The 14,646-nt window shown below is 49.1% G+C and carries 11 protein-coding genes; 7 read left to right on the plus strand and 4 right to left on the minus strand.

The annotated features are described in order from the left end of the window. Nucleotides 1-6: 6 nt before the first annotated feature. From AC5ZC7_RS11060 to AC5ZC7_RS11075, 4 genes are all read left to right on the plus strand, one after another. Entirely contained in the window at nt 7-3,096 is a 3,090-nt protein-coding gene (locus AC5ZC7_RS11060; RefSeq protein ID WP_496159232.1) for a glycoside hydrolase family 2 TIM barrel-domain containing protein, read from the plus strand. A gap of 1 nt (nt 3,097) precedes the next feature. Beyond that, nucleotides 3,098-4,990, plus strand: coding sequence for an MGH1-like glycoside hydrolase domain-containing protein (locus tag AC5ZC7_RS11065; RefSeq protein ID WP_496159231.1), 1,893 nt, complete (start codon nt 3,098-3,100; stop codon nt 4,988-4,990). 10 nt (nt 4,991-5,000) lie between these two features. Continuing rightward, nucleotides 5,001-7,283 carry an aminotransferase class III-fold pyridoxal phosphate-dependent enzyme gene (locus AC5ZC7_RS11070; protein ID WP_496159230.1) on the plus strand — a complete coding sequence of 761 codons (2,283 nt, stop codon included), beginning with the start codon at nt 5,001-5,003 and terminating at the stop codon, nt 7,281-7,283. A 127-nt stretch (nt 7,284-7,410) separates the two neighbouring features. Next, complete coding sequence (locus AC5ZC7_RS11075; protein ID WP_496159229.1) at nt 7,411-8,037, plus strand: hypothetical protein; 627 nt, start codon at nt 7,411-7,413, stop codon at nt 8,035-8,037. 106 nt (nt 8,038-8,143) lie between these two features. Here the strand turns inward: AC5ZC7_RS11075 and AC5ZC7_RS11080 are convergent, their stop codons facing one another. Continuing rightward, nucleotides 8,144-8,659 (minus strand): DinB family protein, encoded by a 516-nt coding sequence (locus AC5ZC7_RS11080; protein ID WP_496159228.1) that lies wholly within the window; start codon nt 8,657-8,659, stop codon nt 8,144-8,146. Between the two features lie 128 nt (nt 8,660-8,787). Here AC5ZC7_RS11080 and AC5ZC7_RS11085 point away from each other — a divergent pair, with 128 nt between their 5' ends. The 3 genes from AC5ZC7_RS11085 to AC5ZC7_RS11095 are packed head-to-tail and all read left to right on the plus strand — an operon-like array spanning nt 8,788 to nt 12,242. Beyond that, nucleotides 8,788-9,357, plus strand: a complete 570-nt coding sequence (locus tag AC5ZC7_RS11085) for a GNAT family N-acetyltransferase (RefSeq protein ID WP_496159227.1) — start codon at nt 8,788-8,790, stop codon at nt 9,355-9,357. A gap of 43 nt (nt 9,358-9,400) precedes the next feature. Next, a complete protein-coding gene (locus AC5ZC7_RS11090) occupies nt 9,401-10,204 on the plus strand; it encodes a helix-turn-helix domain-containing protein (protein ID WP_496159226.1) in 804 nt (267 codons plus the stop codon). Between the two features lie 46 nt (nt 10,205-10,250). Further along, the gene (locus AC5ZC7_RS11095; RefSeq protein ID WP_496159225.1) at nt 10,251-12,242 is read left to right on the plus strand and encodes a M1 family aminopeptidase; all 1,992 of its coding nucleotides are present in this window, start codon (nt 10,251-10,253) and stop codon (nt 12,240-12,242) included. A gap of 9 nt (nt 12,243-12,251) precedes the next feature. On the opposite strand, the gene AC5ZC7_RS11100 is transcribed toward AC5ZC7_RS11095, so the two are convergent. From AC5ZC7_RS11100 to AC5ZC7_RS11110, 3 genes are all read right to left on the minus strand, one after another. After that, on the minus strand, nt 12,252-12,917 hold the full coding sequence (locus AC5ZC7_RS11100; RefSeq protein ID WP_496159224.1) for an HD domain-containing protein: 666 nt from the start codon (nt 12,915-12,917) through the stop codon (nt 12,252-12,254). A 101-nt stretch (nt 12,918-13,018) separates the two neighbouring features. Then, nucleotides 13,019-14,047 (minus strand): helix-turn-helix domain-containing protein, encoded by a 1,029-nt coding sequence (locus AC5ZC7_RS11105; protein WP_496159223.1) that lies wholly within the window; start codon nt 14,045-14,047, stop codon nt 13,019-13,021. Between the two features lie 66 nt (nt 14,048-14,113). Next, nucleotides 14,114-14,644: a hypothetical protein gene (locus AC5ZC7_RS11110; RefSeq protein ID WP_496159222.1), complete on the minus strand. Its 531-nt coding sequence runs from the start codon at nt 14,642-14,644 to the stop codon at nt 14,114-14,116. Nucleotides 14,645-14,646 lie beyond the last annotated feature (2 nt).

A 14,646-nucleotide genomic window follows, 5' to 3' on the forward strand; every position in this document is an offset into this window, starting at 1 on the left:
AGATGTATGTATAATAGATTATTGTTGTTATTGGCGATGCTACCCGTAGTTACTACCGGTCAGGCACAAACGAACGACTGGGAGAATCCACATAAAGTAGCAGAGCATGTATTAGCACCGCATGCCCATTTCATACCCTATATCAACGCAGCAGCAGCTGTACGCCGGGATTCCGGGCGTGCAGCTGTTAAACTGCTGGATGGCACCTGGCAGTTTCATATTGCCCGCAACCCCTCAGAAAGACCGCTGGACTTTTATAAGAAAGAGACAGATGTCTCCCAATGGAAAAAAATAGAGGTACCGGAAAACTGGCAGACCGCCGGATACGATAGCTATATTTTTACCGATGTGGAATATCCTTTCCCTCCGGACCCGCCAAGAGTACCGGCCGACTTTAACCCGGTGGGTTCCTACCGCCGCGATTTTACCGTACCCGCCAACTGGAAAAACAAACAAGTATGGATTCACCTCGGCGGTGTAAACTCGTTTTTCTATCTCTGGATAAACGGACAATATATCGGGCTGAGTAAAGACAGCAAAACCCCTTCCGAATTTGATATCACGCCCTACCTGCAGGCAGGCAACAATAGTGTAGCGATACAGGTGTTCCGCTTTAATGACGGCTCTTACCTGGAAGGCCAGGATATGTGGAAACTCAGTGGCATTGAACGCAGCGTATACCTGGTCGCCAGGCCTAAGCTCTGTTTATATGACTTCTTCGCAAAACCACTACTGGTAAACCAGTATAAAGACGGCCAGCTTAACCTGGCACTCACCCTGAACAGAACACCCACCGCCGCCGAAGCCGGACAACGCATGCAGGTGCAACTGCTGGATAATGGCAAAGTGATACTCACCAAAGAATGGAAGATAGGTAAAGACAGTACCTGGCAAATGGATGCCCTCCTGAAAAACATCCAGGCATGGAACGCAGAACATCCGGCACTCTATACACTCGTCATCACACACGTAGATAAAAATGGCACCGTACTGGAAAGTATGGCCCACCGCATCGGCTTCCGTACCGTTGAAATAAAAGACGGACAATTTTTAGTGAATGGCGTTGCTATCCGTATCAAAGGCGTGAACCGTCATGAACACGACATGTACCGCGCCCGCGTGGTATCCCATGCCGGTATGGTGCACGACCTGGAAGTGATGAAACAATACAACATCAACGCCGTGCGCAACAGCCACTACCCCGATACAGAAGAATGGTATGACCTCTGCGATGAATACGGTATTTACCTGGTAGATGAAGCCAACATAGAATGCGATGGTATGTCGTTCCATCCCTGGCAAACCCTTTCTGATAAACCAGACTGGGAACAGGCCTACCTGCATCGCACCAGACGCATGGTAGAACGGGATAAAAATTATTGCAGCATTATTACCTGGTCACTCGGCAACGAAAGCGGCTTCGGACAAAATTTTGTAGCTACTTATAAATACATCAAAGCAAAAGATAACACCCGGCCGGTACAATACGAAGCCGCCGGCCACAACGAGTGGACGGACATCATTTGCCCGATGTATAAATCCATCTACATCCTGGATAAAAAATTCTTACATGTAAAAGATAACCGCCCCATCATTCAATGCGAATACGCACACATGATGGGAAACAGCGGTGGTAACCTGAAAGAAGACTGGGATCAGATATACCAAAACCCACGCCTACAGGGCGGATTTATCTGGGATTTTGCAGATCAGACCTTCCTGAAAAAAGATGCCAACGGTCGCCAGATATGGGCTTATGGCGGTGATATGGGTACCGTAGGCGCTACCAGCGACACCAGTTTCTGCGCAGATGGCATGCTGGCGGCAGACCGTACCCCGCACCCACAGGCATTTGAAGTAAGGAAAGTGTACCAGAACGTACAGGTGAAACAGGAAGGCGATAAATGGCGCGTGTTTAACCGTTTCGACTTTACTAACCTGAACGAATATACGTTAAGGTGGAGGATCAGGGGAGACGGAGCTACTATTGAAAGCGGCAACTGTCCTGCACTCTCTATCGCTCCAGGCAAAGATTCCCTGATCGCCATTGCCTTGCCTCTCTTTATTCCAACACCAGGCACCCGCTACTATATTCACTTTGAAGCAGTAGATAAGAAAAATAGTGTCATTGCCACCGAACAGTTTCCATTGCCAGCGTATGTACCAGTGGTAAAAACATCACTCACCGGCCCAGCATTGGAAGTGAAAAACGATGGCAGCATCGGCAACGCCTTATTCGGCGCTGGTTTCAATAAAACCACCGGTTGGCTCGAAACCTATACAGCCGGCAACAACGCCCTGATGCAAGGCCCTTTGCAACCACATTTCTGGCGGGCCGCTACCGACAATGATATCGGTAACAGCCAACAGATACGTTGTGAAGTATGGCAACATGCACTGGAAGATGCACAGCTAAAGCAGTTTGAAGTAACGCCACTCAGCGCTACGCGTACGCAGGTAAAAACCCTGCACTATCTCCCGAAGGTAAAAGTAAACTATGCTACCACCTACACCATCGCCGTAAATGGCGATATCGCCGTGGCCGTGCAGTTTATGCCTACAGATACCACCTTGCCGGAAATACCCCGCATGGGCATGCGCATGATCCTGCCAGCCCGCTACGACCAGGTAAGCTGGCTGGGCAGAGGACCTTTCGATAACTACCCCGATCGCAAATATGCAGCAGACATCGACGTATATCATATGGCAGCAGATGAACTCTTCCATCCTTATCCACGGGCACAGGAAAGTGGTCACCGTACAGACATCAGCTGGATGGCGCTGCAGGATAAAAACAAAGCCGGGTTCATGTTTGTATCCGATTCCTTACTCAGCGCAGGCGTATTACATTTTGATATGGCTAACCTGGACTTCGACCGCAAACAAAATAAACACGGACATTCTATGCTCAATGAAGACCTGATCTGGTGGAATATCGACTACCTGCAATCAGGCCTCGGTGGCGACAATAGCTGGGGGGCGAAACCACATGCGCAATACCAGCTGCCCTGCAAATCTTATCAGTATACGTTTACATTAAGACCTTTACAACCCGGTACAACACCGGTACAACAAGCTAAACAAAGATTCGAATAATATGAGGAAATGGTGGTGGTTACTCTGCTGCGGCACATTAAGTGTAAAAGCACAGCAGGCAGACAGGCAGCAATTTGCAGACGTATTGGACATTAGACACCAGGTAACAGATACTTCCGGGGTAGGCGTAAGTTTTTTCTCAGATAATGGCGCATGGCACGCTTATTCGCTGCCCGCCACAGGTACCGCCGGCTATGGCGGTTTCGTAGGTCCGTTACTGATGGATATGGATGGCCGCTGGCTGAGTAATGCCATTGCCCGGCTCCATGTACTGGAAGAAGGGAAGGAGTTGTTGCCGGAAAATGGCACCCAGCATTACTATCCCGGCCTGTTGGAACAAAGCTATGAACTGTCGGATATAAAGGTACGCTTGCAGCTGATTTTTACCAGTGCCACCACCGCCATGATACAGGCCAGTATTACCAACCAGGCCAACAAGCGCCGGCAGCTGGAGCTGCAATGGGAGGGAAGTAGCCTGTTAAGCCACCCCGCCTGGAAACAAAATAACCAACAATTGCAGGTTAACGGTAACGGGCATACGTTTTATATCGATTACTTATCGCCTGCCAAATGGAAGATTATTTTCCGGGACGCCGGCTATACTGCCACAAAGAAAATACAGTTACCCGCAAAAGGCAGCTGGCAGGAAACACAGTTGCAGAGCTACCGGCAACCTGCTACCGGTGGCCGCGATTTTAATGTGGCGCTGCGGCAAAATAAACAACGCTGGGATGATTACCTGGCATCCACTTTTACATCAGATACTACACAACGCCGCCTGATGGTAAAATGCGTCATGACGCTGCTGACCAACTGGCGCAGCGCTGCCGGTGATTTGAAGCACGAAGGCATTTTCCCTTCTGCCAGCTACCAGGGATTTTATGGCTTCTGGGCCTGGGATAGTTGGAAACAAGCGGCTGCCGTAAGCATCTTTCATCCTGAACTCGCCAAAAATAATATCCGCGCTATGTTCGACTACCAATGGCCGGATGGGATGGTGATCGATTGTATTTATACCAACAGTAAAGAGAACAATGCCCGCGATACCAAGCCTCCACTGGCAGCATGGGCCGTATGGGAAGTATTCCGTCATACAAAAGATACCGCTTTCGTAAAAGAAATGTATGCACCTTTGGTTCGCTATCACCGCTGGTGGTATGCCAACCGGGATCATGATGGGGATAGCCTTTGTGAATACGGTTCTACTGACGGCACCCGCATTGCCGCTGCCTGGGAAAGTGGCATGGATAACGCGGTACGCTTCGATCATGCCCGCATGCAAAAAAATAATGCGCAGGCCTGGTCGCTGGATCAGTCATCCGTAGATCTCAATACTTATCTTTATGCAGAAAAGCAGTACCTTGCGAAAATGGCATCGCTGCTGCATTTGAAGGATACCTGGACAGCACAGACAGTGTCGTTGAAAGAGAAAATTAACCAGCAATATTTTGATACCGCCACCGGTTTTTATTATGATCGCCGGAACGAGTTGATAAAGATAGAAGGTGCAGAAGGTTGGATTCCGCTGTGGGCTGGTATTGCCAGCAAGCAGCAGGCAGCAGGCGTAGCCGCCATCATTGCACAGCCGGGGAAATTTAATACCACGGTACCATTACCGGTGCTCACAGCAGATCATCCCAACTTTGACCCATTAAAGGGGTACTGGCGGGGACCAGTATGGCTGGATCAGTTTTATTTCGCCATCGCCGGACTGAAAGCATACGGCTACAATGACCTGGCAAAAACGCTGTCCGCAAAGTTATGGCAAAACGCTACCGGCATGAACGACGCGCTGCCACTATACGAAAATTATCATCCGCTGACCGGCAAAGGACTGAATGCACCTAATTTTAGCTGGTCGGCAGCACATACGTTATTGTTATTGCACGAGTAAATTAAACATCATGGAAATAGCAGAAATGAAAGCACTGGTGCAACAGCACTACGGACTGGAAGTAAGTGTAAAGGCCCTGGATGGTTACGAAGACCGTAACTTCCTCCTGGCAGACAATGCCGGCCAGCAATACATTTGCAAAGTGGCGGACATCAACAGTGATCTGCACCTGTTGGATGCCCAGTTGAAAATGCTGCGCCACCTGGCGGATACACCCGTAGCTAAAGGGTTTCAGCAAGTACTGCTGAATCAGCAGGGCGAAGAAATTACCAAACTGTCCACCGGCTACATGCGTATCCTCACTTTCCTGGAAGGAAGGATTTGGGCAGATGAAATAGCACACACCCCACAGCTACTGCTTAGCCTGGGTCATTTTATGGGCAAGATGGACCACGCCCTGCAAGGGTTTGCCCATCCGGCTGCGTACCGCATCTATAGCTGGGATCTGCGCAATACACTCGCCGCCCGTGCCCATTTGCCGGCTATCAAAGACCATGAACGCCGTCGCATGGTAGCCTATTTCCTACTGCAGTTTGAAACAGAGATAGTACCACTACTGCCACAGCTACGCATGGCCGTGATTCATAACGATGCCAACGACTATAACCTGCTCGTAAAAAATGAAGCAGTCACCGGCCTGATAGATTTCGGGGATATGGTATACACGCAGTTGGTGAACAACCTGGCCATTGCCTGTACCTACGCCATGTTACACCAGGAAGATCCGTTAACAGCCGCCGCACAGGTAGTAAAAGGATACCAGGCAGAGTGGGCGTTAACAGAGCAGGAAATCGCTTGTCTCTATTACCTGGTAGCTGCGCGTTTATGCATCAGCGTTACTAACGCCGCACAACGCACCGCGGAAGGCAGCAATAATCCCTTCCACTTTATCACGGAAGCCGGCGCCTGGAAATTATTGTACCAGCTGATCAAAATTAATCCCATGGCAGCTACCGACGCATTCCGCGTAGCCGCAGGTTTTGCGCCACTGATCAATCCTGCCGATGATTATGCACCACTGCTGGCAGAAAGGAAACAACGCGTAGGCCGCAACCTCAGTATCAGCTACAAACAACCACTGAAAATATGGAAGGGCGCGTTGCAATACCTGTACGATGATAAAGGCCGCACCTTCATTGACTGCGTGAATAACGTGAGCCATGTGGGACACTGCCATCCTACAGTAGTACAGGCCATTCAGCAACAGGCTGCCCGCCTCAATACCAACACCCGCTATCTGCATGATGAACTGGTTGCTTTTGCACGGCAGCTAACGGCTACTTTGCCGGAGTCGCTACAGGTATGCTACTTCACCAATTCCGGTAGCGAAGCAAATGACCTGGCCATCCGCATGAGCCGTCATTTTACAAAACAGAAAGATGTTATTGTACTGGACCATGCTTATCATGGTACTTCTACGGTGGCCATGGAACTGAGTCCCTACAAATTCGACGGTAAAGGTGGCTTCGGCAAACCGGCGCATACCCATAAAGCCATGAACCCGGATTTATACCGGGGCCCTTATAAATACAACGATGCTAATGCCGGTACTGCTTATGCGCAGGATGTGGCAGATATTATTACCCGGTTATCGGGAGAAGGGAAGGGCATTGCCGCCTTTATTTGTGAAACCCTGCTGGGGGTAGGCGGACAAATACCGCTGCCTCCCGGCTACCTGGAGCAGGTATATAAGCATGTACGTGCGGTTGGTGGTCTTTGTATTGCCGATGAGGTACAGGTGGGCTTTGGCCGCGTAGGCAACGAATTCTGGGGCTTCCAGTTACAGGAGGTAGTACCGGACATCGTGGTACTGGGTAAACCCATTGGCAACGGTCACCCGCTGGCAGCTGTTGTTACCACGCAAGCCATTGCAGACGCCTTTAATAACGGCATGGAATACTTCAACACCTTTGGTGGTAACCCCGTGTCTATGGCCTGTGGTAAAGCAGTATTACAAACGATCCAGGACGAAGAAATGCAACAGCATGCCCTGGAAACCGGCGAGCATTTCATGGCAGGATTACGGGAGCTCATGGCGAAGCATCCGATTATCGGGGATGTACGCGGCCATGGCCTGTTCATAGGGGCAGAACTGGTGCGTAACCGGGAAACATTGGAACCGGCAGTACCGGAAATTGATGTGGTAGTAGAGAAAATGAAAGACCGGGGATTCCTCATCAGCACCGATGGCCCACTGCATAACGTATTGAAAATAAAACCACCATTAGTATTCAACAAAGAAAATGCTGACAGCTTTTTGCAGCATTTAGACGTAGTGTTGGGAGAATTATAGCAATGTGATCATACACCATTGCCAAAAACACGGGCATAGCTACGCAGCTATGCCCGTTGTCATAACAGGGGGTAACAATTTGCAGGCAGTGTTGATATATAAGCAGACAACCACAAAATGTCCTTTTATGAAAGCAATGACAATGATCCTCGCATTTATCCTGTATAGTGGCTTACACCTGGCAGCCCAGAGCAGCAGGCCCGGAAACCCCATCGGTGGTATTATCGTAAAAGGGGGTAAAAATCCCGGTGGAGACACCACCATTCACCAGCCATCGGCGAAAAGCATTAGTGAAAAAGGTGTTTCCGGCTCACATAAAATTGATGACATACAGGCAGAAGACCATCGCACCTACACCGGTGGCCGCAAAACGGAATCCCAGCCAGCCGCAAAAAGTATAAATGAAAAAGGTGTTTCCACTACTGCGGAAGCAGATGCCGCCTTTTTAAATTCCCTGTTTATCAGCAAGGGAACTGAAAAAATATTGGACCCTGCCTTATTTGTGCGGGTAACCGCCGACAGCGAAGTCCCGGGCATGCGGGTCGTTTTCAAAAAAGATCATAAGGTATATAAATATTTGGGAGATGAACAACGCATTGTACAAATACTGCAATCCGCTAATCGCCCGGCCGCCTGCACCGATTGCACCACCCGCGAATGCAACGGAACCGTATATGATTGTGCCTGTGTAAACGGCTTCTGTTACTGTGTTATTTGTGTGGAAATTACGAAACTGAAACAGCTGGAGGAATAGTGGAGGATCATAGTTAGGAGTCAAAGCCCGTGCAGTTGATGTTTCAACTGCCGGGCTTATGATTTAAAACGTAGGGGATTTTTTCTTTTATCAGAAGAACAGTACATCAGCTAATCGCTGTCAATATTTCCCGGATACTTGCCAGGTGATGATCATCGTGTTCTGCTACAAAATACGCCAGGTCAATAGCGCGCATAGGCTTTTTTAACCGCGGATGCAGCGCAGTATGCACCAGTTGTGCATCACTCAGCTGTGATAATTTCGTTACGAGGGCACGTCTTCTTTCCCGGAAGCGTTTTAACAGCGCCCTGATTTCGGTGGCGTTGTGATTCGCGGTGTGGGTAGCCTGATTCGTTAAATCTGCTACTCTCAGTTCGGGAAGCCCCCGGGTAAAATCGTCCAAACGGCCGGACCACAAAGGTTCCAGATCACCCAGGTGGCCTATTTCTTCCTTTACGGACCACCTGTCGGTGAGCTTACGGGTGAGTAGGGGCGGGGTCAGCTTAGCCGTAATTTCTTCCGCTCTGGCAGGGGTTCCACTTAAACGTTCAATAATAGAGGGCATCATACCGTTGTCTTCAATAGGGGGAAACACTCTTTCAAACCAGGGAGTTCGTTTCATGATATATCGCATTTTAGGATACTGTAAGGTATTTGTTTTTTAGTCAACCTAAACTCATTTTTTCAAAATGACCCCGTTTGCTTTTTTAAAAGGAAAACTGCAACTTACAGGAAAATAACCCGACCCGCATGAACCCGGAAAACACATTTGAATCCACCGTATTAGCGCCTGTAGCCATTGATGATTTATTACAGCTGCTGCGCAGCAATCTTGTAAAGCATATTTCTTCCGAAACAGCAAAATCACAGGGCTTCCTGACTTTCGAGTACACAAAGCCAATGGTGGAAAGGATGATGGCAGATATGCCACAGCCAGTGATCATGTCTGGCAATACACTGGTAGGATATGCCCTGGCTACTTCTGTTGATGCAGGTAACGATATCGAAGTAATGCGCCCCACCGTGGAAATGGCGGCAACACAGAGCGTCAACGGCACAAAGGTGGCTACATTGCGGCATTACTTTATAGGCCAGATCTGTGTCCGGGAAGGCTGGCGCGGACAAGGACTGTTTGATGCCCTGTACCAGGCGCATAAGGACCGTTTTTCCGGTAGCTACGATTGCCTGGTCACAGAGATAAATGCTGCTAATACCCGCTCCCATGCAGCCCATGCCAGGGTAGGGTTCCAGATAATACATTCGTATATGGACGGCCCCAACCAATGGGATATGGTAGCCTGGGACTGGCGGGCACAATAAGTTTTAAAGAAGTATCTTTAGGGTCTACACCGCACGGGCATTTATGGGTATTGTATTATCACCCGGTCACTACTTCGGTAAAGAGCAGCAGTTTAATGAAAATGCTGCCTTTAAACTGAATATTACGGCTTATCAGCCGGATGCGCATCTCCATGAACACTATCATGAAAATGCATACCTGAGCCTCCTGATCAATGGTGGTTATGAAGAAGTGAACAGGCAAACGAGCAACCACATCATGCCCGGCGAAGTACTGTTCAGACCTGCCGGATACCATCATGCCAATCATTTCCGGGATACAGGCGGACATTGCCTGAATATTGAATTCAAGCAAACCGACCTGCAACAACTTGAACAACGTATTGTATTGCCCGCGAAAATGACGGTCTATAAAACAGGTACCTTTGACTACTTATATCGCCTGCTTTATTTCTTTTCTACAGATCCTCACGTAACCTTACCCGAAGAATATATTTTAAACTGGTTGTCGGAATACACCACTGTTCACGTTCCGCTGCGCCTGGCCTGGCTCCCGAAGGCAAAGGCGATCCTGGAGAATGAATTCGATACCCATCATACGATTAAATCGGTGGCGGAAAGGGTGTTTGTCCATCCTGTATACCTGGCCCGCGCCTTTAAAGAAAGAGAAGGAATCACCATGGGCGAATACCAGCTCAAAATGCGGGTAAGACGGGCCGTGGAGTTGCTTTTTACCACTACCTTGCCCGTAACGGATATTGCCTATGCCGCCGGGTTTTCAGATGCTTCCCACCTGGTAAGGTCTTTTCGTTTCTTTTATTTGGTGACCCCTCACCGTTTCCGGAGCCTGCTGAAAAAGTTAATCTGATACTATTTTTTGGCGTAGCCTTACCCTTACTTTGTATAAAAAAAGTATGCCTCGGGTAATTGCCTTTATATGCCTCTTCTTACCTTCTTTTTTAGCCGCTCAACATAAACTGGATTACCAGTTGCAGGCCGCGGTGGATCTGCAGCAACGCAGCTTTGCCGTACAGGGTACACTAACATTTGAAACCGCGCCAACCTGTGCCGATTCGCTGGATATTGTGGTCAGTCGTGGTGTCAGTACAGTTACCTGGCAGATGAGCGGCGCCACCGGGCGTATGGATACCAGTGTGAATGCCGGGGGAGATATTGTGTACCGCTGGTATTTTCATCCTGCGCTGAAGCCTGGTACCCAGGTACAAATGAAGTATGCATATGACCGGGGTAGTGCGCCTACCTTCCAGTATTATCTGGACAGCACTTTTTGCATGGCCGGTGGATACGGGTCCGCCTGGTATCCACAGGTAATTTCGCGGGAAGAAGATAGCACCGGCAGTTGCGCCCGTGGTATAGGTACAATCACCATCACTACCTCCGGGAACCGGATGGCAGTGATGGCGGCTGCTACCTGTAAAGTGAATACGGCCACGGATAAACGAACTTATATTTATCACTATACCCAACCAGATATTTTCTCTCTGTACATCGGAAATTATTCCAGGCAGGAATATAAAGGAGACCATGCTTTCTATACTTATAGCCTTAGCCCCACGATTAATGGCAGCGATTTGTCCAGGAAATCCGTTGCAGTATTGCGTTTCCTGTCGGATCGTTTTGGACCGCTGGCGATCCCCAATTTCTCTATTATCGAATTCCCTGATGAAGTATCTGAAATAACCGGCATTGGAGGCGCCAGTATTTTAGGTGGCGTGGTGATGCCCACTGCGGCATTGCGACAGTTTAACTATGCCCTTTTCGGCCATGAAATAGGCCATCAGTGGTGGGGCAATAAAGTGAGGGCAAGAGGCACTAAAGGAGCAGGAATGCTTTCAGAAGCATTGGCCCAGTATAGCTCCCTGCAAACCGTTGCTTATTTCGACAGCGCCCACGCGGTTGATTATCGCAGAACAGGCTACCCTGGCTACCTTCGGGATCAATCCGGATTGGGATATCTCAAAAATGCCGCCGCTGGCAACGATGAACCACTGGTAGCCCTTACCGGCGAAAATGAACATATCCTGGGCGATAGTAAAGGCTTCCTGGCTTTAGACCTGCTGGCAGCCACCGTGGGCCGGCCACTGTTTAATGAGGCGTTGCAAAACATCGGTGAAAAGTACCAACAGAATGGTGTTAGCTGGGAGGATTTTCAACGGGAGATAGAAAAGGCATACGGTCATTCCCTGCAATGGTTTTTTGACCAATGGTTCGAAAGAACCGGGGCCCCCGCATGGCAAAGCAGTTGGGTGCAACAACAGAACGAGCTGCAGCTCAGCATTACCCAGCAGGATAGCTTATACCAGTTACCATTGGAAGTACGCATCCTCTACAACAATGGCACTACTGCTATACATCAACTGGCTGTCAACGCCCGCCGGCAAGTTTTTCAGCTCCCCGTAACTGGTACCGTGAAAGCGGTGCAGACAGATCCTTATTTCAGGATATTACATTGGGAGGAAACGCTGACACCGTTGGCCCGCGCGCAGGCGAAAGTAGTACGGGTACTCAACCTCCGTATTGCGCAGAAATATGAGGAAGCCATAAAGCTGGCACAGTCGTACCTGCAAGAGGGGATTCCCAACGACAGCACCGGTGTTGCATTTGCCCTGCTCTATCACCTCGGACGCATCGCCGCTGTACAAAACAAGCCGGAAGAGGCGCTGGCGTATTATCAGCGTAGTTTGCAATGCCCTTCGCAGGCGCCGGATCTGCTGGCCTATACTTACTACCGGATTGCACAACTCGCGGCCGCAAAAAAAGACAATAAGCTGTTGCAGTGGGCCTGTGACCATGCGGTTCAGGCCGATCAGTTGAACAAACAGGCCGATGGCATGGCTGCCAAAGTAGCGGCACTATTGGCTACAGTACCCCGGCAGCCGGCCTGAGTCAAGGTACTAATTGCCCCATCTGCCATGAATAGTGTTTTCTTCCAACTGCGTAGTGCCGTTGCCGGTAGACCGTTCCCGCAACAACTCACCCGCAATGGCATAGCGGTGCGCTTTGGCCGGATTGGCCCTGCACTGTCCTACAATACAGTCTGTTAAACTGGTGGCCAGCGATAGCCGGGGCCAGGCCGTGAAAATAGCGCTGGCTTGTTCGTCTGTAATAAAGGCGGTCAGCGGCCCGCCGAAGTCCATCACAATGCCCATACGGGTCAGCAACGGAATCGTGCCCCTTCTTTCCGCAATACCAGAAGAAGTATGCAATGCAATGGCCTGCCATACCATGTCGGCATCGTGGGGAGAGAAGGACGTGTTGGCGAGAAATTGTAATGCCTGATCAGCGCCTTCTACTTCAAATCGCTGCGGACCGTTGCCAATGTCTGTAAGCCCCATATCATGAAACAGGCAGGATAAAAAAAGCAGGTTTTCCTGGTAATCGGGTTCCTGCTGTAACCCTTTGTGGTGGGCATATAAGCGGGCAAAAATAAAACTACGGATGCTGTGATGATAGATCGATAAAGATTCATGCGTTTTTACAAATTGCAGGGCTTCCCGCGAAATGGGATCGTCCGGTAATTGTAACATCGCGGCAAGGAGGGAGGAGAGCTGTTGTTGCATGATATTGTGTATTTAGTAAATGGGCATAGCAATGCCCTTATGAAAAAGTGAATAATTTCATACAGTAGTGAGTTAGGAAGATGGATACCTGGTGGTGATGCTTAATGATGGTCCTTTGCCAGGGAGGTGCGGAACGTTTTCCGGTAGTCGCTGGGCGACAATAACAATTGCCGTAGAAAAATCCGTCGCATAGATACCAGGCTGCCAAAGCCGCATTTTTCAGCAATAGCGTCTATGCTCAGCGCGCTGTCTTCCAGGTATTTCCTGGCCAGTTCTACGCGCAATTTTTCTACAAATTTCGCAGGCGATAATCCTGTTTCGCTGGTGAATATCCGGCTAAAATGGCGGGTGCTCATATGCACCTGCTCCGCTAATTCCGGCACCCCAATTGGCGTATGGGCGTGTTGTACAATCCAGTTGCGTAGTTGCCCTGCCAGGGTATTTTGAATGGCATATTCCGGTACCAATGTGCCAAAAGAGGCCTGCGATCCGGGACGCTTTAAATAAAGCACCAGCTTACGGGCCACCTGTATGGCGAGCTCCCTGCCATGATCTTCTTCTATCAGCGCCAATGCCAGGTCCATGCCGGAAGATACCCCGCCGGAAGTGTATATATTTCCATCTTTAATAAAAAAGGGATTAGGGTTTACCTGTATCGCCGGATAGCGGCATTGCAGCTGTTCGCAGTATTCCCAATGCGTGGTTACCTGCCTGCCATTGAGTAAACCCGCCTTAGCTAACGCAAATGCACCTACGCAAACGGAACCAATTCTTCGGATATCCTTCGCTGCTACCGACAACCACCTGTAAAAGTCGTCATAATAGCACTCGTTTTCCGCCTCGCTATCGTATCCGGCTACCAGTAACGTATCAATTGGACCAGCATCCAGTATAGAAGCGGCGCAATGTAATTGTATGCCACCGCTACACGGAATAGCAGTAGTGCGACCCGGCGCCGCTACCAGTATGTCGTAATCCTGCTGCGCACCCTTGGCAACCAGCATTTTTGCCGCCGTGGCAAATACATCTACCGGCCCTGCTATATCCAGCAATATATTCCCCGACATGATCACAATAACAGTGCGCTTTCGTTCGTGGACAACAGGAGTAGAAGGGATGTGGCGTTTCATGTAGCAAAAATACAACGAAGTGGCCTTGTCTCAAACGACATAAATGATACAATTTAGGCCATTGGATCAATGAATAATGCTGCTGTTAGTCGGAAGGGCTTCCATTCGCAACCACCGCGGAATACACGCAGTAATTTTTTCTTTTGATAACAGTGCAAAAAACATAAGTTGAATCAGTTCCAGTATAATTAAGCCAAAGAATGTGAAGAAAAGGCTAATTATACAAAACAAGCGGGCAGGAACGCCCCGGTAAGAATGATACATATTCTGCATGAGTGGCGCGCCTATCAACATATAAACGCACCATCCTGCCATAAAAGTGAGAATGATGGTCAGCATAGATTTCAAAATCCGTTGCGCAAATTTACTTTTAACGGTAGTACATATTTCGAGAGTATTTACCATCAAAAGTGAAAGGGGGAGTCCAAATGAGAAGATATCATTTTGAGGACGTGTTTTACTATTCCACCTGGCGTCTTTCCATTCCCAACCCCAAATGGCATAAAGCATTTTAGTCGGAATCACCATCGTCAACCAATAAATAAACGCAAATAGGAATACAATCACGATATAAGGAAATATGCTACGTAAGGTCATAA

Source organism: Chitinophaga sp. 9-1-y, assembly GCF_059511905.2.

Coding starts and splice junctions, on each gene's coding strand:
- AC5ZC7_RS11060 (WP_496159232.1), top strand. CDS start 7: ATGTATAATAGATTATTGTTGTTATTGGCGATGCTACCCGTAGTTACT.
- AC5ZC7_RS11065 (WP_496159231.1), top strand. CDS start 3,098: ATGAGGAAATGGTGGTGGTTACTCTGCTGCGGCACATTAAGTGTAAAA.
- AC5ZC7_RS11070 (WP_496159230.1), top strand. CDS start 5,001: ATGGAAATAGCAGAAATGAAAGCACTGGTGCAACAGCACTACGGACTG.
- AC5ZC7_RS11075 (WP_496159229.1), top strand. CDS start 7,411: ATGAAAGCAATGACAATGATCCTCGCATTTATCCTGTATAGTGGCTTA.
- AC5ZC7_RS11080 (WP_496159228.1), bottom strand. CDS start 8,659: ATGAAACGAACTCCCTGGTTTGAAAGAGTGTTTCCCCCTATTGAAGAC.
- AC5ZC7_RS11085 (WP_496159227.1), top strand. CDS start 8,788: ATGAACCCGGAAAACACATTTGAATCCACCGTATTAGCGCCTGTAGCC.
- AC5ZC7_RS11090 (WP_496159226.1), top strand. CDS start 9,401: ATGGGTATTGTATTATCACCCGGTCACTACTTCGGTAAAGAGCAGCAG.
- AC5ZC7_RS11095 (WP_496159225.1), top strand. CDS start 10,251: ATGCCTCGGGTAATTGCCTTTATATGCCTCTTCTTACCTTCTTTTTTA.
- AC5ZC7_RS11100 (WP_496159224.1), bottom strand. CDS start 12,917: ATGCAACAACAGCTCTCCTCCCTCCTTGCCGCGATGTTACAATTACCG.
- AC5ZC7_RS11105 (WP_496159223.1), bottom strand. CDS start 14,047: ATGAAACGCCACATCCCTTCTACTCCTGTTGTCCACGAACGAAAGCGC.
- AC5ZC7_RS11110 (WP_496159222.1), bottom strand. CDS start 14,644: ATGACCTTACGTAGCATATTTCCTTATATCGTGATTGTATTCCTATTT.